At 68.5% G+C, this 18,275-nt stretch carries 19 protein-coding genes; 12 read left to right on the top strand and 7 right to left on the bottom strand.

From position 1 onward, the window contains the following. Nucleotides 1-2 precede the first annotated feature (2 nt). The 7 genes from tmk (at nucleotide 3) to I6H87_RS18155 (ending at nucleotide 4,715) form a co-directional block, all read left to right on the top strand. Nucleotides 3-614 (top strand): dTMP kinase, encoded by a 612-nt coding sequence (gene tmk / locus I6H87_RS18185; protein WP_010810003.1) that lies wholly within the window; start codon nucleotides 3-5, stop codon nucleotides 612-614. Nucleotides 615-731: 117 nt separating this feature from the next. Next, nucleotides 732-1,739, top strand: a complete 1,008-nt coding sequence (locus tag I6H87_RS18180; protein ID WP_010810002.1) for a DNA polymerase III subunit delta' — start codon at nucleotides 732-734, stop codon at nucleotides 1,737-1,739. Between the two features lie 61 nt (nucleotides 1,740-1,800). After that, nucleotides 1,801-2,193, top strand: coding sequence for a PilZ domain-containing protein (locus I6H87_RS18175; RefSeq protein WP_010810001.1), 393 nt, complete (start codon nucleotides 1,801-1,803; stop codon nucleotides 2,191-2,193). Nucleotides 2,194-2,230: 37 nt separating this feature from the next. Beyond that, a complete protein-coding gene (locus I6H87_RS18170) occupies nucleotides 2,231-2,731 on the top strand; it encodes a GNAT family N-acetyltransferase (protein WP_011615155.1) in 501 nt (166 codons plus the stop codon). 24 nt (nucleotides 2,732-2,755) lie between these two features. After that, on the top strand, nucleotides 2,756-3,550 hold the full coding sequence (locus tag I6H87_RS18165; protein WP_011615156.1) for a TatD family hydrolase: 795 nt from the start codon (nucleotides 2,756-2,758) through the stop codon (nucleotides 3,548-3,550). Next, on the top strand, nucleotides 3,543-4,310 hold the full coding sequence (locus tag I6H87_RS18160; RefSeq protein WP_011615157.1) for an ankyrin repeat domain-containing protein: 768 nt from the start codon (nucleotides 3,543-3,545) through the stop codon (nucleotides 4,308-4,310). The genes I6H87_RS18165 and I6H87_RS18160 overlap by 8 nt, the downstream gene beginning before the upstream one ends. A 15-nt stretch (nucleotides 4,311-4,325) precedes the next feature. After that, nucleotides 4,326-4,715, top strand: a complete 390-nt coding sequence (locus tag I6H87_RS18155) for a YkvA family protein (RefSeq protein WP_041687712.1) — start codon at nucleotides 4,326-4,328, stop codon at nucleotides 4,713-4,715. On the opposite strand, the gene egtB is transcribed toward I6H87_RS18155, so the two are convergent. Together egtB and I6H87_RS18145 are read right to left on the bottom strand one after the other, a co-directional pair. After that, entirely contained in the window at nucleotides 4,712-6,001 is a 1,290-nt protein-coding gene (egtB, locus tag I6H87_RS18150) for an ergothioneine biosynthesis protein EgtB (protein WP_010809996.1), read from the bottom strand. The two genes, I6H87_RS18155 and egtB, sit on opposite strands and share 4 nt — an antisense overlap. Nucleotides 6,002-6,182: 181 nt before the next feature. Continuing rightward, complete coding sequence (locus tag I6H87_RS18145; RefSeq protein WP_010809995.1) at nucleotides 6,183-6,803, bottom strand: FMN-dependent NADH-azoreductase; 621 nt, start codon at nucleotides 6,801-6,803, stop codon at nucleotides 6,183-6,185. Between the two features lie 140 nt (nucleotides 6,804-6,943). On the opposite strand from I6H87_RS18145, the gene I6H87_RS18140 reads away from it, so the two are divergent. The 3 genes from I6H87_RS18140 to I6H87_RS18130 all read left to right on the top strand — a co-directional run bounded on the left by I6H87_RS18140 (nucleotide 6,944) and on the right by I6H87_RS18130 (nucleotide 9,340). Then, nucleotides 6,944-7,891 carry a LysR family transcriptional regulator gene (locus I6H87_RS18140; RefSeq protein WP_010809994.1) on the top strand — a complete coding sequence of 316 codons (948 nt, stop codon included), beginning with the start codon at nucleotides 6,944-6,946 and terminating at the stop codon, nucleotides 7,889-7,891. A gap of 198 nt (nucleotides 7,892-8,089) precedes the next feature. Then, the gene (locus I6H87_RS18135) at nucleotides 8,090-8,509 is read left to right on the top strand and encodes a DoxX family protein (RefSeq protein WP_010809993.1); all 420 of its coding nucleotides are present in this window, start codon (nucleotides 8,090-8,092) and stop codon (nucleotides 8,507-8,509) included. Nucleotides 8,510-8,773: 264 nt separating this feature from the next. Then, entirely contained in the window at nucleotides 8,774-9,340 is a 567-nt protein-coding gene (locus tag I6H87_RS18130) for a DUF4136 domain-containing protein (RefSeq protein ID WP_011615159.1), read from the top strand. Nucleotides 9,341-9,347: 7 nt separating this feature from the next. Here the strand turns inward: I6H87_RS18130 and I6H87_RS18125 are convergent, their stop codons facing one another. Further along, complete coding sequence (locus I6H87_RS18125) at nucleotides 9,348-10,574, bottom strand: EAL domain-containing response regulator (RefSeq protein WP_011615160.1); 1,227 nt, start codon at nucleotides 10,572-10,574, stop codon at nucleotides 9,348-9,350. Nucleotides 10,575-10,827: 253 nt separating this feature from the next. On the opposite strand from I6H87_RS18125, the gene I6H87_RS18120 reads away from it, so the two are divergent. Beyond that, nucleotides 10,828-14,091: an FtsK/SpoIIIE family DNA translocase gene (locus I6H87_RS18120; protein ID WP_198489264.1), complete on the top strand. Its 3,264-nt coding sequence runs from the start codon at nucleotides 10,828-10,830 to the stop codon at nucleotides 14,089-14,091. A 39-nt stretch (nucleotides 14,092-14,130) separates the two neighbouring features. Beyond that, nucleotides 14,131-14,466, top strand: coding sequence for a cupin domain-containing protein (locus I6H87_RS18115; protein WP_010811545.1), 336 nt, complete (start codon nucleotides 14,131-14,133; stop codon nucleotides 14,464-14,466). A gap of 34 nt (nucleotides 14,467-14,500) precedes the next feature. Here I6H87_RS18115 and I6H87_RS18110 read toward each other — a convergent pair whose 3' ends face one another. The 4 genes from I6H87_RS18110 to I6H87_RS18095 are packed head-to-tail and all read right to left on the bottom strand — an operon-like array spanning nucleotide 14,501 to nucleotide 18,140. Beyond that, nucleotides 14,501-15,097, bottom strand: a complete 597-nt coding sequence (locus I6H87_RS18110) for a peroxidase-related enzyme (RefSeq protein ID WP_010811546.1) — start codon at nucleotides 15,095-15,097, stop codon at nucleotides 14,501-14,503. Continuing rightward, nucleotides 15,094-15,630 carry a CMD domain protein gene (locus I6H87_RS18105; protein ID WP_011615162.1) on the bottom strand — a complete coding sequence of 179 codons (537 nt, stop codon included), beginning with the start codon at nucleotides 15,628-15,630 and terminating at the stop codon, nucleotides 15,094-15,096. The genes I6H87_RS18110 and I6H87_RS18105 overlap by 4 nt, the downstream gene beginning before the upstream one ends. A gap of 31 nt (nucleotides 15,631-15,661) precedes the next feature. Then, entirely contained in the window at nucleotides 15,662-17,137 is a 1,476-nt protein-coding gene (locus I6H87_RS18100) for an FAD-dependent oxidoreductase (RefSeq protein WP_011615163.1), read from the bottom strand. Beyond that, the gene (locus I6H87_RS18095; protein ID WP_011615164.1) at nucleotides 17,130-18,140 is read right to left on the bottom strand and encodes a LysR family transcriptional regulator; all 1,011 of its coding nucleotides are present in this window, start codon (nucleotides 18,138-18,140) and stop codon (nucleotides 17,130-17,132) included. Before I6H87_RS18095 ends, I6H87_RS18100 begins: the two co-directional genes overlap by 8 nt. Nucleotides 18,141-18,275: the final 135 nt, after the last annotated feature.

The raw sequence follows: 18,275 nt of genomic DNA, 5'->3' as shown, positions 1-18,275 counted from the left end.
CCATGCGCGGAAAATTCATCACGTTTGAAGGCATCGACGGCGCCGGCAAGAGCACCCATATCGACTGGGTCGCCGACCGCCTGCGCGCACGCAGCGACATTGCCGGCGTCGTCACCACCCGCGAGCCCGGCGGCACCTCGCTGGGCGAAGACCTGCGCCAGATCCTGCTGCATCGCAAGATGCACCTGGAAACCGAGGCGCTGCTGATGTTCGCGGCCCGGCGCGAACATATCGCCGAGGTCATCGCACCCGCGCTGGAGCGCGGCAAGTGGGTGATTTCCGACCGCTTCACCGACGCCACCTTCGCCTACCAGGGCGGGGGCAGGGGCCTGGCCACCGAGCGCCTGGAAGTGCTGGAAGACTGGGTGCAGGGCGGCCTGCAGCCGGACCTGACGCTGCTGTTCGACGTGCCGCTGGAAACCGCCAGCGAGCGCCTGGCCGGCGCACGCGCGCCTGACAGGTTCGAATCCGAATCGCGCGCGTTCTTCCAGCGCACCCGCGATGAATACCTGCGCCGCGCGGCCCAGTCGCCGCAGCGCTTCCGGGTGATCGACGCCACGCGCAGCATTGCCGACATTCGCGATGAACTTGAAAAAATCATCGCAACTATCTGATTTTTGGCCGATATATGGCTGACGTGATAGGTGTGAATGCCGCGCCATTGCGTAATTCGCAATCGCATGGTTATCACAGGTAAAACTTGAAGTTAGATCGCTAACCCACTGATTCACATGCTATATCCCTGGCAGAAGGAAGACTGGCAACGGCTTGGCGCGCTGCGTGAACGGCTGCCGCATGCCTTGCTGATCCATGGCCAGCAAGGCATCGGCAAGCGCGACCTGGCCCTGCATTTCGCGCAGGGGCTGTTGTGCGAGGCGCCGCTGCCGGACGGCCAGCCCTGCGGCCAGTGCGCCGCCTGCCACTGGTTCAGCCAGGGCAACCACCCGGACTTCACCGTGGTGCGGCCCGAGGCGCTGGACGCCGCGGCCGAGGCCGAGACCGACGAGGGCGGCAAGAAGAAGGCGCCCAGCAAGATCATCCGCATGGAGCAGGTGCGCGCGCTGATCGAGGCCGTGGGCGTGGGCACGCACCGGGCCGGGCTGCGCGTGGTGGTGGTCTATCCGCTCGATGCGCTGCAGACCGAGGGCGCCAACGCACTGCTGAAGACGCTGGAAGAGCCGCCGCCGTCCACCGTATTCCTGCTGGTGACCGACCGCCTCGACCGCATCCTGCCGACTATCCTGTCGCGCTGCCGCCAGTTCTCGGCCCAGCGCCCGACGCCGGAGGCCGCGCTGGCCTGGCTGCGCGGCCAGGGCGTGGCCGATGCCGAGGCCCAGCTGGCGCTGGCCGGCGGCTCGCCGCTGACCGCGCTGCATGCGGCCGAGGCCGAGGAGCAGCCGCTGCAGCGCTGGCTGGTCGGCCAGCTCGGCGCCGCCGCCGCCTTCGACGCTTCCGCGGCGGCCGAGCAACTGCAGAAGCTGCCGGTGCCTGCCGTGCTTGGCATCCTGCAGCGCTGGACGTACGATCTGCTGACGCTGCGCCTGGACGGCAGCGCCACGCCGCGGTACCTGCCCAAGGAACGGGCGGTGCTGGCGCGCTGCGCCGGGGCCACCGACGCGCACCGCCTGCAGGCCTTTGCCACCCGGTTGACCGCGCATCGCCGCAGCGAGAACCATCCGCTGGCGGCCCGGCTGGTGATGGAAGCGGTATTCCTGGAATACCGCCAGCTGTTCCGGTAGTACGCCTGGCAGTCAAAATAATGCATAACAACAAGCAGCACCGTCATTCAGGGGGTCAACCATGAACACAGCAGTCGCCGGCGCACCGCCCGCTGCGCCAACCGGCAGCGGGGCGGCATCGCGCCCCAATGTGCTGTCCTTGTCGATCAAGGACCAGGCCGGGCTGTATGCGGCCTATATGCCGTTCCTGGCGCGCGGCGGCATCTTCGTGCCGTCGAACCGGCCGTTCCGACTGGGCGAGCAGGTGTTCCTGGTGCTGTCGCTGCTGGACCGGCCGCAGAAATACCAGATCGCGGGCCATGTGGCCTGGATCACCCCGGCGGGCACGCCGATGAAGACCCCCGGCGTCGGCGTGCATTTCCCCGACGACGACAACGGGCGCAACCTGCGCCGCGCGGTGGAGGAGATCCTGGGCAAGATGCTGGAGTCCGGGCGCCCCACGCAAACTTTATGAACGTTGTGAGGTTGTTCTCACAATATATTGATTTTCAATGAATTTTTCACTTCGCATTGCCGAGCCCCGCGACCTGCCGGGCATCGTCGCCATCTATAACAGCACCGTGCCCTCGCGCATGGTCACCGCCGATACCGAACCGGTCACCGTGGCCTCGCGCCAGGCCTGGTTCGATTCCCACCAGCCTGAACGCCGCCCGCTGTGGGTGTGCGAGGATGCCGACGGCCGCATGGCCGGCTGGATGAGCTTTTCAGACTTCTACGGCCGCCCGGCCTACGGCGCCACCGCCGAGGTGTCGATCTACCTGGACGCGCAGCGCCGCGGCCAGGGGCTGGGCCGCTACCTGCTGCAACAGGCCATCGACCATGCGCCCAGGGTCGGGGTGAACACGCTGCTCGGCTTTATCTTCGGCCACAATGCGCCCAGCCTGGGCCTGTTCGCGTCGCTGGGCTTTACGCGCTGGGGCGACCTGCCGCGCGTTGCCGTGCTCGACGGTGTCGAGCGCGACCTGATCATCGTCGGCCGCCGCGTGGACTGAGCCACCCGCCAACAGAGATTCCCCATGTTTGTCGATTCCCACTGCCATATCGATTTCCCCGAGTTGGCCGCGCGCCTGCCGGAACTGCTGGAGAACATGCGCGCCAACCAGGTCACGCATGCGCTGTGCATCTCGGTCACGCTGGAAGACTTCCCGCGCGTGCTGGCGCTGGCCGAGCAGCATCCCAACCTGTACGCCTCGGTCGGCGTGCACCCGGACTACGAAGGGGGCGAGGAACCCACGCTGGAGCGCCTGGTGGAGCTGTCCGCCCACCCGCGCGTGGTCGGCACCGGCGAGACCGGGCTGGACTACTACCGCCTGAACGGCCGCAGCATCGCCGACATGGAATGGCAGCGCGAGCGCTTCCGCACCCATATCCGCGCCGCGCGCCAGACCGGCAAGCCGCTGATCATCCATACCCGCTCGTCCGCCGACGACACGCTGCGCCTGATGCGCGAAGAGAACGCGCGCGAGGCCGGCGGCGTGATGCACTGCTTCACCGAGACCTGGGACGTCGCCCGCCAGGCGCTGGATGAGGGTTTCCATATCTCGTTCTCGGGCATCGTCACCTTCAAGAGCGCGGCCGACCTGCAGGAAACCGCGCGCAAGGTGCCGCTGGAGCGCATGCTGATCGAGACCGATTCGCCCTACCTGGCGCCGGTGCCATACCGCGGCAAGACCAACGAACCTGCCTGGGTGCGCCATGTGGGCGAGTTCATCGCGCAGCTGCGCGGGATCCCTGTGGAACAGGTCGCGGAACAGACGACGGAAAATTTCTTCAAGCTATTCAAGCATATTGACAGGGAATCGCATGTTTGACATGAAGTTTGCCCGACGCGCTGCCGGCGCCCTTGCGCTGGCCGCCGCCACGCTGGCGCAGGCCGCGCCTGCCGACGACATGCGCAAGGCCGTCGAATTCGACGACGCCAACACCGTCAAGAAGCTGCTGGCCAAGGGCGTCGATCCCAATCTGGTGGACAGCCGCGGCAACCCGGCGCTGGTGCTGGCGCTGCGCGAGAAGTCGCTGAAGGCGGCCACGGTGCTGATCCGCGCCAAGGACATCGATTTCGACAAGGCCAACCCGGCCGGCGAGACCCCGCTGATGATGGCCGCGCTGCAGGGTGAGCTGGACATGGTCAAGCTGATGGTCGACGAGATGGAGGCCGAGATCAACAAGACCGGCTGGACCCCGCTGCACTATGCGGCCACCAATGGCCACAACGACGTAGTCAAGTACCTGGTCGACCATGCCGCCTATATCGACGCTGAAAGCCCCAACGGCACCACGCCGCTGATGATGGCCGCGCGCGGCGGCCATATCGAGACCGTCAAGCTGCTGCTGGACGAGGGCGCCGACATGCGCCTGAAGAACCAGCAGGGCATGACCGTGATCGACTTTGCCGAGCGCTACAACCAGGCAGAGATCGCCAAGGGCCTGAAGGCGCGCTGGCAGAAGCTGTACCCGCAGACGCCGATCGCGGCGGCGCCGCCGCTGAAGGCGCCCACCGGCGAGCCGGGCGGGCAGCGGCCTGCGGCCCAGCAACCCGCGGCGCAGCAGCCCAAGACCAAGGGCTGGTAAGCGCTGATGCCGGCGATGGCCGTCGGCGCACGCCTGCGCCAGTGGGCGCGCGGGCTCAAGGCGAGCCTGCTGATGCTGTGGTTCTGCAGCCGCCACCCCGGCACGCCGTGGAGCGCGCGGCTGCTGGCCGCGCTGGTGGTGGCCTATGCCTTCAGCCCGATCGACCTGATCCCCGATTTCATCCCGGTGCTGGGCTATGTCGATGACGTGCTGCTGGTGCCGCTGGGTATCTGGCTGACGCTGCGGATGATTCCGCCGGCGGTCAAGGATGAATGCCGCGGCCGGGCCCAGGCGTGGCAGGCCACGCATGCAAAACGGCCGCGCAATCGCGCGGCCGCCGTGGTCATCGTGCTGGTGTGGGTGTTGCTGGCCTGGCTGGCGTGGCGCTGGCTGGCGCCGGGCTAGACATCGTCCGCCAGCCGCACCCCGGTGAACTGCCAGCGCTGGTGCGGATAGAAGAAGTTGCGGTACGTCGCCCGGATATGCGATTCGGGCGTGACGCAAGACCCGCCGCGCAGCACCATCTGGCCGCTCATGAACTTGCCGTTGTACTCGCCCACCGCACCGCCGTTCGGGCGGAAGCCCGGATACGGCAGGAAGGCGCTGCCGGTCCATTCCCACACATCGCCGAACATCTGGCGCAGCACGCCCGAGGTGTTCTGCCGGTCCGGCAACGGCCGCAGCGCGCGGCCTTCAACAAAATTCCCGGTGGCCGGCAGGCTGCGCGCCGCGTGCTCCCATTCGGCCTCGGTCGGCAGCCGGCGTTCGGCCCAGCGCGCGAATGCCTCGGCCTCATAGAAGCTGACGTGGGTGACGGGGCTGTCCGGGTCGACCGGATGCATCCCGCGCAGCGTCATCTGCCACCACGTGCCTTCGCGTTCTTCCCAGTAGAGCGGGGCCAGGATGCCTTGCTCGCACACCCAGCGCCAGCCGTCGGACAACCACAGCCCCGCCGTCTGGTAGCCGCCATCCTCGATGAATTCAAACCATTGCCGGTTGCTGACCGGGTGCGAGCACAGCGTGAACGGTGCCAGGTAGGCCTTGTGCCGCGGGCTTTCACAGTCAAAGGCAAAGGTCTCGCCGCGGTGGCCGATCTCCACCAGGCCGCCGTCAAAGCCGATCCAGTCCGGCGCGGGCCGAGGGTCGGCGATCACCGGCTCGGGCAGTTCCGGGGCAAAGGCGGGGCGCAGCGGGTTCTGCGCGAACAGATGCAGGATGTCGGCCAGCAGCAGTTCCTGGTGCTGCTGTTCATGCTGCAGGCCAAGCATGATCAGCGCTGCCTCGTCATCGGTCTGGGCGCTGCCCAGCAGCGTCAGCATCGATTCGTCCACGGCCTCGCGGTAGGCCAGCACCTCGTCCAGCGAGGGGCGGGTCAGCAGCCCGCGCTGCGGCCGCGGGTGGCGCGGTCCGACCGCTTCGTAGTACGAGTTGAAGAGGTAGCGGTAGTCCGGGTCCACCAGCTCGTAGTCCGGGATCCGCGCAGCCAGCACGAATTCCTCGAAGAACCATGTGGTGTGCGCCAGGTGCCATTTTGCCGGGCTGGCGTCGTCCATGGACTGCACGGTGGCATCGGCATCGGACAGGTCGGCCACCAGGGTCTCGGTGGCCGTGCGTACGTGGCGATACTGTGAAAGCAGGGCGGGTTCGTGCGGCGGATGGAGGGCGGCGGCTGGCAACAGGGCTGAAGTCATGCGGGCTCCCGGGAGTGGATCGGTCGATGACTGCAGGCGGCACGACAGCCGCGGGCAAATAGCCGGGGCCGGCGCGCCGCCCATGGCACGCGGGGCGCCATAGCGCCCCGATCCATCATAGACCCGATCCGTCCGCGGGGCGAGCCGGCGCCGTCCTGCAGCGCCGGCCGTCCACAGGACTTCAGGCGGCCAGGCGGCTGGCGTCGTTCAGCGCCGCGATTTCGGTGCGGGCGCTGGCCAGGCCGGCTTCGCGGAACTGCGGACCCATGGCCAGGCCGTGGGCACGCACGTAGGTGATGTCGGTGATGCCCAGGAAGCGGAACACGATGTCGACGGTCTTTTCGTGCAGGTCCAGTTCATTGGCATCCTGGCGCACGCCGCCGCGCGACGACACCACGATCACGCGCTTGCCGCCGGCCAGGCCCACCGGGCCGTTCTCGGTGTACTTGAAGGTGCGGCCAGCCTGCGCGATGCGGTCGATCCAGGCCTTGAGCTGGCTGGGGATGCTGAAGTTGTACTGAGGCACGCCCACCACCAGTACGTCGGCGGCCAGGAATTCGGCCAGCCATTGCTCGGTGCGCTGCAGCTCGGCTTCCTGGATGGCGCTCAGGCCTTCCTTCGGGCCGCCCAGCACGGGCAGCAGGTTGCCGGACAGGTGTGCCGGAGCGTCCTGGTCCAGATCGCGCACGGTGACCTTGGCGTCCGGGGTGGCGGCGACCAGGTCGGCCACCACGCTGGCGGTCAGGCTGCGCGAAACGGAGTTGTCGCCAAGTACGCTGGAATCGATCTGCAGGATGTTCATGTCTATCTCCACAAGGTGTGCGGTTGCGATGGATGAAAGATAGCGGCTGGCCATTGGTATCGGTAGTGAGGCAAAATGCAAATGATTGTTCTGCCGGCGCAACGCCAGCCTGGCGGCCGCACGTGATCCCGGAGCCATCCATGCAAGACCTCAACGACTTGTCCCTGTTTGCCCAGGTGGTCGAACACGGCAGTTTTTCCGCGGCCAGCCGCGCCTCAGGCGTGCCCAAGTCGCGCCTGAGCCGGCGCATCGCCCAGCTGGAACGCGACCTGGGCGTGCAGCTGCTGCGCCGCACGACACGGCAGGTGCGCGTTACGCCGCTTGGTGAATCCTTCTACGAACGCTGCCGCGCCATGCTCAATGAGGCCAAGGCGGCCCGCGAGGTCATCGAGCAGGCGCGCGAGCAGCCTGGCGGCACGCTGCGCGTGAGCTGCCCGATCGCCATCGCCCAGATCCTGCTGGCGCCGGCCATCGGCCATTTCATGCGCGCCAACCCGGCCGTGCGGATCGAGCTGGAGACCACCAACCGGCGCGTGGACGTGATCGGCGAAGGCTTCGACCTGGCCCTGCGCGTGCGCGAGTCCATGGAGGACTCCAGCCTGGCCGTGCGCACCTTCGGTGAAAGCCAGCTGATGCTGGTGGCCAGCCCCGCGCTGCTGGACAGCATCGGCCGCCCGCGCACACCGCAGGCGCTGGATGGCATGCCCGGCGTGGGCCAGCCGCCGCACGACGGCAAGCATGTCTGGACCCTGCGCTGCAAGACCAACGACTCGATCCAGATTGCCTATGAACCGCGCCTGGTCACCGAAGACTTCGTGCTGCTGCGCGAGGCGGCGATCGCCGGCGCGGGCGTGGCCATGCTGCCGCGGATGTATTGCCGCGATGCGCTGGAAAGCGGCGAGCTGGAACTGGTGTTGCCGCAGTACGACATGCCGGTCGGCACGCTGCACGCGGTGTTCCCCTCCCGCAAGGGCGTGACGCCTGCCACCCGGCGCTTTCTCGACTTTCTGGGCGAGGTCCTGCCCGAATGCGCATACAAGGTCGGCATGCTTGAGCCGCGGCAGCCAGCGATGCACCGGGTGGTGTAGCGCAGGCCTTCCGGATACGGCATGGCGGGATTGGCGAGGTGGTGTGCCGGTCGCATCCCGGCCACCAGGCAGTCTCGTATTTGCGGCTTTACCTTCACGCCGCCTCGCACTAAGGTACAGGGGGCGAACCTTGCGCGTGAGGGTAAAGGCGCTTGGCTTCGACAACCAACTCGACAGACAACGGCAAGGAGAACGGCCATGGGTGGCTCTCAGGGTTCCCAGGACTTGGGCAAGGCGCTGCTGCGCATCGTGCTTGGCGTGTTGATCCTGATGCACGGCATCGCCAAGCTGACCGGTGCGTCCGGCATGGGCTTTGTGGGGAAGGTGGTCGCCGACGCCGGCTTGCCGGCATGGCTGGCCTACGGCGTCTACATTGGGGAAGTCGTGGCCCCGATCCTGCTGATCATCGGGCTGTGGAGCCGGCTGGCGGCGCTGATCGTTGCCATCAACATGGTGTTTGCGGTGGCGCTGGTGCATACCAAGCAGCTCGGCATGCTGTCCGATACCGGCGGCTGGGCGCTTGAGTTGCAGGGGATGTTCCTGGCCGCGGCGCTGGCGGTGGCCCTGCTGGGGGCGGGCCGGTTCAGCGTGGGCGGCATCAATGGCAAGCTGAACTAGTGCCCTGTTCCGCAAATACCTTGCCATGAAATCGCCCAGTTGGCCGCCATGCGTCGTTGCTCGTCGTTGCCATAGCTACGGCTATGGCGCCTCCTCGCGTTTAGCCTGACGATCAACTGGACGATTTCATTTTGGCAAGCCATCTGCGGAACAGGACACTAGCCCATCGGGTCAGATGGCGTACGGTGCGCCGGCGTTCCGGCGCCGGTGGCGCTTGCGCGTGGCTGCATGTGCGCGCTGCCGCGGACATCATGGAGATGTATCGTGAAACCCTTCCGGCAGCTCTTTCCCGTCGTGGCCGCGGCGCTGGTCCTGTCAGGCTGCGCCAGCGTGCCCGACATCAAGACTGACTACAATCGCAGCACTGACTTCAGTGCCTACCGCAGCTTTGGCTTCGTCGAGCATCTCGGCACCGACCGCCAGGGCTATGAAAGCCTGACCACCCAGTACTTCAAGTCTGCCGTGCAGCGGGAACTGACCGCGCGCGGCTACCGCTATGCGGCGCAGTCGCCGGACTTGCTGGTCAACTTCAATGCCCGGCTGCAGGAGAAGGTCCAGGTCAGCCCGGCGCCGACGCCGATGATGGGGTATTACGGTTATCGCGGCGGGCTGTATGCGCCGTGGCCGGGCTACGGCTTCTATAACGACGTCTATACCTACACCGAAGGCACGGTCAACATCGACCTGGTCGACCGGCGCCAGATGAAGCTGGTCTGGGAAGGCGTGGCGGTGGGCAGCGTGGACACCAGCGACAAGACCAGTGCCCAGCAGCGCATCGACAAGACCGTGGCGCAGATCTTTGCCAAGTATCCGTTCCGGGCCGCGCAGTAGGGCCAGCTCACGCCGCCGGCGTGACTGCCGCCCGGTCGATGGCATCCGCGATGAAGACCTCGGCCGGCTTGGGCGCGGACCACAGGTAGCCCTGGCCCAGCGGGCAGCGCAGCGCCAGCAGCGCTGCGCGCTGGGCGTCGGTCTCGACGCCTTCGGCCACGCACTCCAGGCCCAGCTCGCGCGCCAGGTTGATCATGTTGCGGCAGATCGCGGCACGCTGGCCATGCCCGTCGACCTCGACAACGAACGAGCGGTCGAGCTTCAACTGCGTGAAAGGCAGGTCCGCCAGCAGCCTGAGCGTGGCGATGCCAACGCCGAAATCGTCGATCGCCACGCCGTAGCCGAGCAGCCGCAAGCGGTTCAGCGCGACCGACAGCGCCAGCGTATCGGGCACCGGATAGCCCTCGGTCAATTCCACCGTCAGCGCGTGCCGCGGCACGCCGCTGGCGGTCACCAGGGCATCGAACGTCTCCAGCACACCGGGCCGGCACAGGGTTTGCGCCGAGGCATTGATGCCCAGCGTGATGTGGATGCCCGCCGCGCGCAGCCGCTGCTGCGCTGCCAGGCACTGGCGGGCCACGAAGAAGAACACCGGGTCGGCCGCGTCGAGCGCTTCGAGCCGTGGGATAAAGAGGTCGGGCTGCACCAGACCGTGTTCGGGATGGCGCCAGCGCACCAGTGCCTCGGCACCGGCCAGCCGGCCACTGGCAATCTCGTGCTGGGGCTGCAGCATGACCAGCAGGTCCGTGCCCGAGCGGGTGGCGGGGACCAGTTCTGCGTCGTCGGGCGACCACGCCGGCGTGGTGGATTCGCTAACAGGCTGGCGCACCAGCGCATCGGCCAGGATCTCTTCCACCGCATCGCGCGACAGCGGCTTGCGCAGCGCGTGCACGCGCGGGATGCCGGCGGCGTGCGCCAGGCCGCGGTTTGAATCCAGGATGTCCTCCGCCAGCGCCGTCACCCAGACCCATACCGGCGCCGTCCCGGCAAAGGCATGCTGCCCGCGCCGGTGCAGTTCGGCAATCAGCTCGGGGCCGTTGCCGCCAGGCATTTCGATGTCGCAGAACACGATGTCGAACGGTTGGCGTGCAAGGATCTCGGCCGCCTGCGTGCCGTTTTCAGCTGAAACCAGGGTCTGCACGCCCAGATACCGCAGCAGCCCCTTGGCCGCGACGCGCTGGAACGGATGGTCTTCGACGACAAGAATGCGCAGCCTGGCGTAGCGGATCGGCATGGGGGAGGGGAAGGCGGCGGGCCGCCGGAGTGCAATTCGATTGGGGGTTGCCGCATGGTAGCGCGGCGCCGCTGCGCCAACCACCGGATGGCGCAAAGTCTGGCGCCGCTGGCATGCGGAATCGCACAGGGGATCGTTGCGCAATCGCCCCGGAAACGCGCTGCGTTACGAATATTTGCGCTTTCCGATTCAATCGCCGCCTGCCATAACCGCTACAATCGCTGCCCGTAGTTTTGAACATGGCATGTCGATAATGGGTTTTGGCTGGTTCGGATTTTCGACTTTCTGGATAGTGCCGCTGGTCTGGCGGCTGGTGACGCGCTGGCTCGCCGGCGAGCGCCGGCTGGCAGGGCCCGGCTCATTGCGCGTCTGGCTCGGCACGCTCGCCGTGCTGTGCGCGAGCGCCTGCCTCGAAGCGCTGACCAGCGGCACCGATCCGGAATCGAGCGCTGGCGGTTCGGCCGGCCGCGCGCTGGCCGGCATGATGGGCAACCTGTTCGGCTGGACCGGTGCCTTGCTGTTGATGCTGGGCGTGCTGGCGCTGGCCGCGCCGATGGTGTTCGGTGAAACCTGGCGCAGCCTGTTCTCGCGCAAGCCGCGCCGCGCCGCCGCGCCTGACGCGGCGCCGGAAGAGCCGCCGGTTTCCTTTGCTGCCACCCAGCCGATGCGCGACGCAGAGCGCCGCGATGCGCCGGCGGCAGGCACCCCCGGCTGGACCGCGCCCGCCACGCGCCATCGCAGCTTTGAGGCGGTCTCGGCGCGCCGCCAGCCCGCCTGGCAACCGCCGCGCCGCACGCGTGAATCCCCGCCGCAGCCGGGCGAGATCTGGCTGCACCACGCCGAGTCGCCGGGCGCGGTCAAGCCGGCGCGCGCCGCGCCGCCCGCACCCGTGGCGGCGGCACCGGCGCCGCGTCCGGCCCAGCCGGCGGCGCGCAGGCCGGCCCCGACGGCAGCCCCTTCACCGGCTCCGGCTCCGGCGCCGCGGCCGGCGCAGTCCCTGCGCGGCACGGTCGTCAGCAGCCCGTTCCGCCAGCCGCAGCCGCTGGTGCGTTCGGCGATTACGACGCTGCCCGAGGCTTCCGGCAAGAGTATCGCCGCGGCCGCTGCTTCAGTCACCGTAGCTGCCGCCGTATCCGCGCCGGCCGAAGCCGAAGCCGAAGCCGCCGCCGCTGCGCCGGCGCCCACTGGCGCCACGCAAGCCGTGGCCGCTCCCGCGCAGCCGGCTACCAGCCCGGAACCTGAGGTAGTGGCAGTGCCCGAAGCGCCTGCCATGGAACCAGTGTCCGCAGACACCGATATCGTTGGCGATATTGCGCCGGAAGCCGTGCCGGCCGAAGCCGACGAAGCCACGCTTGCCGCGATCCGGCAGGAAGCCCTTGACCTGCTGGCCGAGTTGCAGGCGCTGGCCGGCAAGCCGGTAGTGCCGCAAGCGGCTGCGCCGCAACCGCAACAACTGGACGCGGCTGTGCCGGATTCGGCGCCGGACATTGCCGGCGACGCAGAACCGCAAGCACTGGCTACCGTCACCCTGCCAGCCGAAGCCGAAGCCGAAGCCGAAGCCGAAGCCGAAGCCGAAGCCGAAGCCGAAGCGAGGAGCGGAGATCACGCCGTTGTCATTGGGGAACCCGAAGCGCTGGCAGCAGCCGTGCCCGCACTGGATATCACCGGCGCCGAGGCAGTAGCCCAGGCCGTGGCAAGCTCCGCGATGGAAGAGGGCAGCGCTCTCGATGCCAGCACCCCGGCACCCGCGGAGGACAGCGAACCGGACGGATTGATGGACGGCAACGGCCTGATCGCCGAGGAGGCGGAACCCGATGCGGCCGAGCCTGCCGAGGCAGCAGCACTGCCTGAAGCGACCGAGGCCCCGGAAGTCCCTGAGCCCGCTGAGGCGCCTGCACTGAACCAGGCTCCGGTCCCGGCCGCCAAGCCGCGCATCGTGCTGCCCGCCGTGGTCGGCCGCACCGTGCCGCTGGCTACCGCCCAGCCTGCGCCCGTGCCGGTGCCGGTCGCGCCGCCGCCGCCGCGCCCCATCGTTGACTACCGCCTGCCACCGGCCGACCTGCTGGAGACCGGTGTCGACAGCGCCGAACAGGTGTCGGAAGAACGCCTGCGCGAAACCGGCGAGCTGATCGCCCAGCGGCTGGCCGAGTTCAAGGTGCCAGTCGCCGTGGTCGGCGCCGGCGCCGGCCCGGTGATCACCCGCTTCGAGGTCGAGCCCGCCATGGGCGTGCGCGGCGCCCAGGTGGTCGGACTGATGAAGGACCTGGCGCGCGCGCTGGGCGTGACCTCGATCCGCGTGGTCGAGACCATTCCCGGCAAGACCTGCATGGGGCTGGAGCTGCCCAATGCGCGCCGGCAGATGATCCGGCTGTCGGAGATCGTCAACGCGGCCTCGTTCCAGGCGCACCATTCGCGGCTGGTGCTGGCCATGGGCAAGGACATCACCGGCAATCCGGTGGTGACCGACCTGGCACGCGCGCCGCACCTGCTGGTGGCCGGCACCACCGGCTCGGGCAAGTCGGTGGCGGTCAATGCCATGATCCTGTCGATGCTGTACAAGGCCACGCCCGAAGATGTGCGCCTGATCATGATCGACCCCAAGATGCTGGAACTGTCGGTCTATGAGGGCATCCCCCACCTGCTGGCGCCGGTGGTCACCGACATGAAGCAGGCCGCGCACGCGCTCAACTGGTGCGTCGGCGAGATGGAAAAGCGCTACAAGCTGATGTCGGCTCTGGGCGTGCGCAACCTGGCCGGCTACAACCAGAAGATCCGCGCCGCGGAGGCCGCCGAGCGCAAAGTGCCGAACCCGTTCTCGCTGACGCCGGACGCGCCCGAGCCGCTGTCGCGCCTGCCGATGATCGTGGTGGTGATCGACGAACTGGCCGACCTGATGATGGTCGCCGGCAAGAAGATCGAGGAACTGATCGCGCGCCTGGCGCAGAAGGCGCGCGCCGCCGGCATCCACCTGATCCTGGCCACGCAGCGCCCCTCGGTGGACGTGATCACCGGCCTGATCAAGGCCAATATCCCGACGCGCGTGGCGTTCCAGGTCTCGTCCAAGATCGATTCGCGCACCATCCTTGACCAGATGGGCGCCGAGAGCCTGCTCGGCCAGGGCGACATGCTGTTCCTGCCGCCTGGCACCGGCTATCCGCAGCGCGTGCATGGCGCTTTTGTTGCCGACGACGAAGTGCACCGCGTGGTGGAACACTGGAAGCAGTTCGGCGAGCCGGACTACGATGAAACCATCCTTGCCGGCGACCCGGCCGAGGCCGGCAGCACCGACCTGTTCGGCGACAGCGGCGGCGACGGCGAGGCCGACCCGCTCTACGACGAAGCCGCCAGCTTTGTGCTGACCAGCCGCCGCGCCTCGATCTCCGCCGTGCAGCGCCAGCTGCGCATCGGCTACAACCGCGCGGCACGCCTGATCGAGCAGATGGAGGTGGCCGGATTGGTGTCGCCGATGGGCCGCAACGGCGCGCGCGACGTACTGGCGCCGGGGCCGGGTAACTGACCGGGGTCGGCAACCACGACTTCCCTTCCAGGAGGCAGCATGCAGCCTGAACACGGAAACCTGCTGGCGGACGTCCCGGCCGGCGCGGCGCAGGAACTTTTCCAGCCGCTGCTGGAACGGCCCGGGCTGCGGATCGAGCGCATCGTCTCCAACGGGCAGGCCAGTCCTGAGGGCTTCTGGTACGACAGCGCAGAGGCGGAATGGGTGCTGCTGGTCAGCGGCAGCGCCGCCATCGAGATCGAAGGCCAGTCCGGCTTGTATCCCATGAAGCCGGGGGATTGGCTGCATCTTCCGGCCCACTGCCGCCACCGGGTGGCGTGGACCGATGCCAGCCAGCCCAGTGTCTGGCTGGCGGTGCATCACAGCGCGGGCTGAGCGCCCGCGCGCATTGCGGCTGGCGCCTGACGGCTTACTCCCCGGATTGCTCCGGAAACACCGGCTCGCCCAGGTTCAGCATCAGCCGGTTCGCCCAGGCAAAGATGGCGATCGAGTGGATCAGGTCCAGGATTTCCGCATCCGTGACGCCCGCTTCCCGCAACGGCTTGAGCTGCTCGGCAGTGACTTCGGCGGGCCGCTCGGTCAGTTCGATCGAGAACTTCGCGATTGCCTGTTCGCGCGCAGTCGTGCCGGCGGTATGGGGATCGTCGAACACCTGGCGGATCACGTCGTTGCGCTTGGCCAGTTGTTCGAAGCGCTGCGCATGCACCGATGCGCAGTAGACGCAGCCATTGATGCGCGATACCACCGTGGTGGAGAGCTCGCGTTCGGCACGCGGCATGCCGCCGGGGGCGTACATGATGGCGTTGAAGGCGGTGGAGCGCTGGCGCAGGATTTCGGGCTGGTGCACCAGGAAGCGGTAGTAATCCTGGACCTTGGCCTTGGGGTGGCTCTCTTCGAGTACGGCGACCTGCTCGGGCGTGGCCTGGTCGAGTTCGACCACGTCCAGCCAGGCCTTCCAGTCGAGGACTTCATTGGTGAAGCCGTGGGATTTGATGATCTCGCTCATGCCTGGGCTCCTGCGGCGTTGTCGTTCAGTGCTTTCAGCGCATCCAAGCCGGCCACCAGCCGGACCTGGTACGACAGGAAGGCGATCAGTTGCGCCAGCGTGACCACTGCCGGGGTGCTCAGGCCGGCGGCGGGCAGGGCCTGCAGCGCGGCCTTGTCGCCCTCAACGGGCTTTTCGATCAGCTTGCGGGTGAACTCCAGCATGGCGTGCAGGCGCGTGTCGGCAATATCCTCCGGCTGGCCTTCGGCCGCGGCGCGGACCTGGCTGACATCTGCGCCGGCCTGCTCAAGGCGCGCGCGATAGTGTGCCGCCAGCGCCGTCGACGGCGTCAGGCGTGCCGCGTACAGCGCAACCAGCAGGCGCTCTGCCAGCGACAGGCCAGGCAGGGCGGGGTCGAACAGGGCGTCGTAGCTGCCTTGCGTGGCGGCCACGACCTTGTTGCGCTGGTGGCGCAGCGCGTATGTCGCGCTACCCGGCGCGAGGCCGGTGAGCTGGTCGATCAGGTCGACCGTGGAAGTCGGGGGCTGGGTCATCGGACTCTCCAGGTTCAGGTCGGGGTGGGATTCAGGCCTTGGCTGCGCGCAGCGCCGGCGGCGGGGCCGGCACCCATTCGTCGCCGAAGACTTCGGGTTCGGCATAGGCCTGCAGCGCGGCGTAGTGCAGCTCAACGTCTTCCCGGTACAGCAGCGCGGCAATGCCCTGGCCGAGCCGGCGTGCGCCGTCGCTGATCGCCGGGATGTCGCCGGACACGGTGCCGTGCGACAGCGCCGCCGGATAGCAGAAGCAGTGGATGCGCGTGACGCCGGGGCAGGCGCCGGGCGTTTTCTCCTGGAATTCGAAGGCTGCGCCGAGATCGGGAGAGTCGGACAGCTCGCGCTCTTCCTGGCCCGCGGGCGGCGCATGGCGGTCGCGCCAGAAGCGGATATGCGGGGCGAAGGCGGCGAACTCCGGCCGTGTTTCCAGCGCGATGCGGAAGCCCGTCGAGAAGATCAGGAAGTCCAGCTCGAACGTGCCCTGCGGTGTCTGCACGTGCAGGACATCGCCTTGCGCCTCGATCGCTTCCAGCGCTGCGCCCAGGTTGAAGTAGGCATTGGCATGGCGCGACACGCGCAGCGTGCTGCCGCGCGGCGGCGGCACCTGCTGGGTGTTGATGTAATGGCGCAGCCGCCATTTCCAGGCATCGGGCAGCCCGTAGTGGCCGAAGGTCAGGCCAGGGTTGCCGGCGCCCTTGCTCTTGTTGACGCGCGGAATGTCCGGGCGGCGGATCAGCATTTCGACGCTGGCGGCGCCCGCCTCCAGCGCGGTCGCGGCGCTGTCCATGCCCGAGGCGCCTGCGCCGACCACGCCCACGCGCTTGCCGCGCAGCTTGGCGTAGTCCATCTCGTCCGACGAGTGCGCCCACAGGTGGCGCGGCAGCGTGTCCGCGACCGGCGGCACGTAGGCACCGCCCAGGCCGTCACGGCCGGTGGCCAGCACCACGCGGCGCGCCAGCACGGTGTGCGGGCCGTCCGGGGTCTGCATCGACAGCGCCACCAGGCCGTCCGCGCGCGGCACGATGGCATCGACCTGGTGCTGGTTGCGGATATCCAGCGCCAGCACCTGGCGGTACCAGCGCAGGTAGTCCATCCATTGCAGGCGCGGGATCTTGTCCAGCGTTTGCCAGGCGGCCTCGCCGAACTGCGCCTCGAACCAGGCGCGGAAGGTCAGGGCCGGCAGGCCCAGCGCGGGGCCGGTCAGCTGCTTGGGCGAGCGCAGCGTCTCCATGCGCGCGGTGGTGGCCCACGGGCCTTCGAAGCCCGCCGGGGCGCGGTCAAAGGCGCGCACGCGGATGCCCAGGTGCGTCAGCGTGGCGCAGGCTGCGAGTCCCGCCATGCCGCCGCCGATGACGGCGACGTCGAGCACGTCCTGGCCATCGTGGCTGCGCGGCATGGTCCAGGCCTTGGCGGGCAGGTCCAGCCAGGACAGGTCCTGGCGCAGGCGCGCTTCAAGCGCGGCCAGGCCGGCGGCGGGGGTAAGGGCGGGGGCGGATAGGTCAGTCATGGCTTGGAAGTCCGGCATCTTGCGTGAGCGTGTCAGCGTCGTCGCTGGCATCGCCATAGAGCGATTGCAGCAGCGCGCCGTGTTCGGCGGGATCGCGCCGCACCAGGTCGGGCAACAGCGCGGCGGCGGCGTCGGCCACGGCCTGCACCAGCCCCAGCACCGCCGTGCTGGCCGGGCGGGCCTGTGGCGTGATCACGCCGAAGTAGAAAGGGATATCGGCATCGATGGGCCGCACGGCGATATCGGCCAGCGGCAGGCCGCGGGCGGTCACCGGCTCCAGCACGGCGATGCCCAGCCCGGCGCGCACCAGGGTCAGCGCGCTGATCGAGGTGTTGGTGTCGATCACGCCCGCTTCGGGCACGCCGGCGCCAGCCAGGGCCCGGTCGACGCGGCGGCGCAGCCGGTACGGGTTCTGCATGGTCACGATGCGGCGCCCGCGGCAGTCCTGCAGCGCGATCGCAGGCTGTGCGGCCAGTGCGTCGTCGGCACGCACGGCTGCGACGCACGCGGACTGGCCGATCCAGTGCACGGTCACGCCGCGGTGTTCCAGCGGCAGGCTGTTCAGACCGATGTCGGCGGCGCCGGTCAGCACCGCGTGCACCACCTGTTCGGGCGACACACTCTGCACCGCGACGCGTTCCGGCGCGCACAGCCCGCGCTCAAAGGCCAGCGCCAGCGCCGGCGGCAGCAGGCCGGCCGCCAGCGCCGGGGTCGCGGCAATGCGCAGGGGCCGGCCATCGCCGCGCGCCAGCGCCGCGGCGCGGGTGCGGATCTGCTGCATGCCGGCCAGCGTCTGCTCGACTTCGTCATAGAGCAGGAAGCCTTGCTCGGTCGGGCTGACGCGCGGGCCGCTGCGGGTGAACAGGGCAAAGCCCAGCTCGGCCTCCAGCTCCTGGATCAGCCGCGTGATGGCCGGCTGCGAGCGGCCGAGCAGGCGCCCGGCGGCGGTGACGCTGCCGGTGGTGACGACTGCGGCGAAGGCTTCCAGTTGCCGGATTTCCATGGCGGGCTGGGTCTCGGGATTAATGTATGTGTAATCCGGATTCTGATGCCTTCATCATGCAAATAGCAAATACTATTTCGGGATAAGGACATGCGGCAGCTATGATGTAGCGATGCCGGGCGCACACCGGCCCCA

It is taken from the genome of Cupriavidus necator, assembly GCF_016127575.1.
Lineage (GTDB): Bacteria > Pseudomonadota > Gammaproteobacteria > Burkholderiales > Burkholderiaceae > Cupriavidus > Cupriavidus necator_D.
The sequence above is the reverse complement of the archived record's forward strand: the minus strand, read 5'-3'. Positions and strand labels throughout refer to the sequence as shown.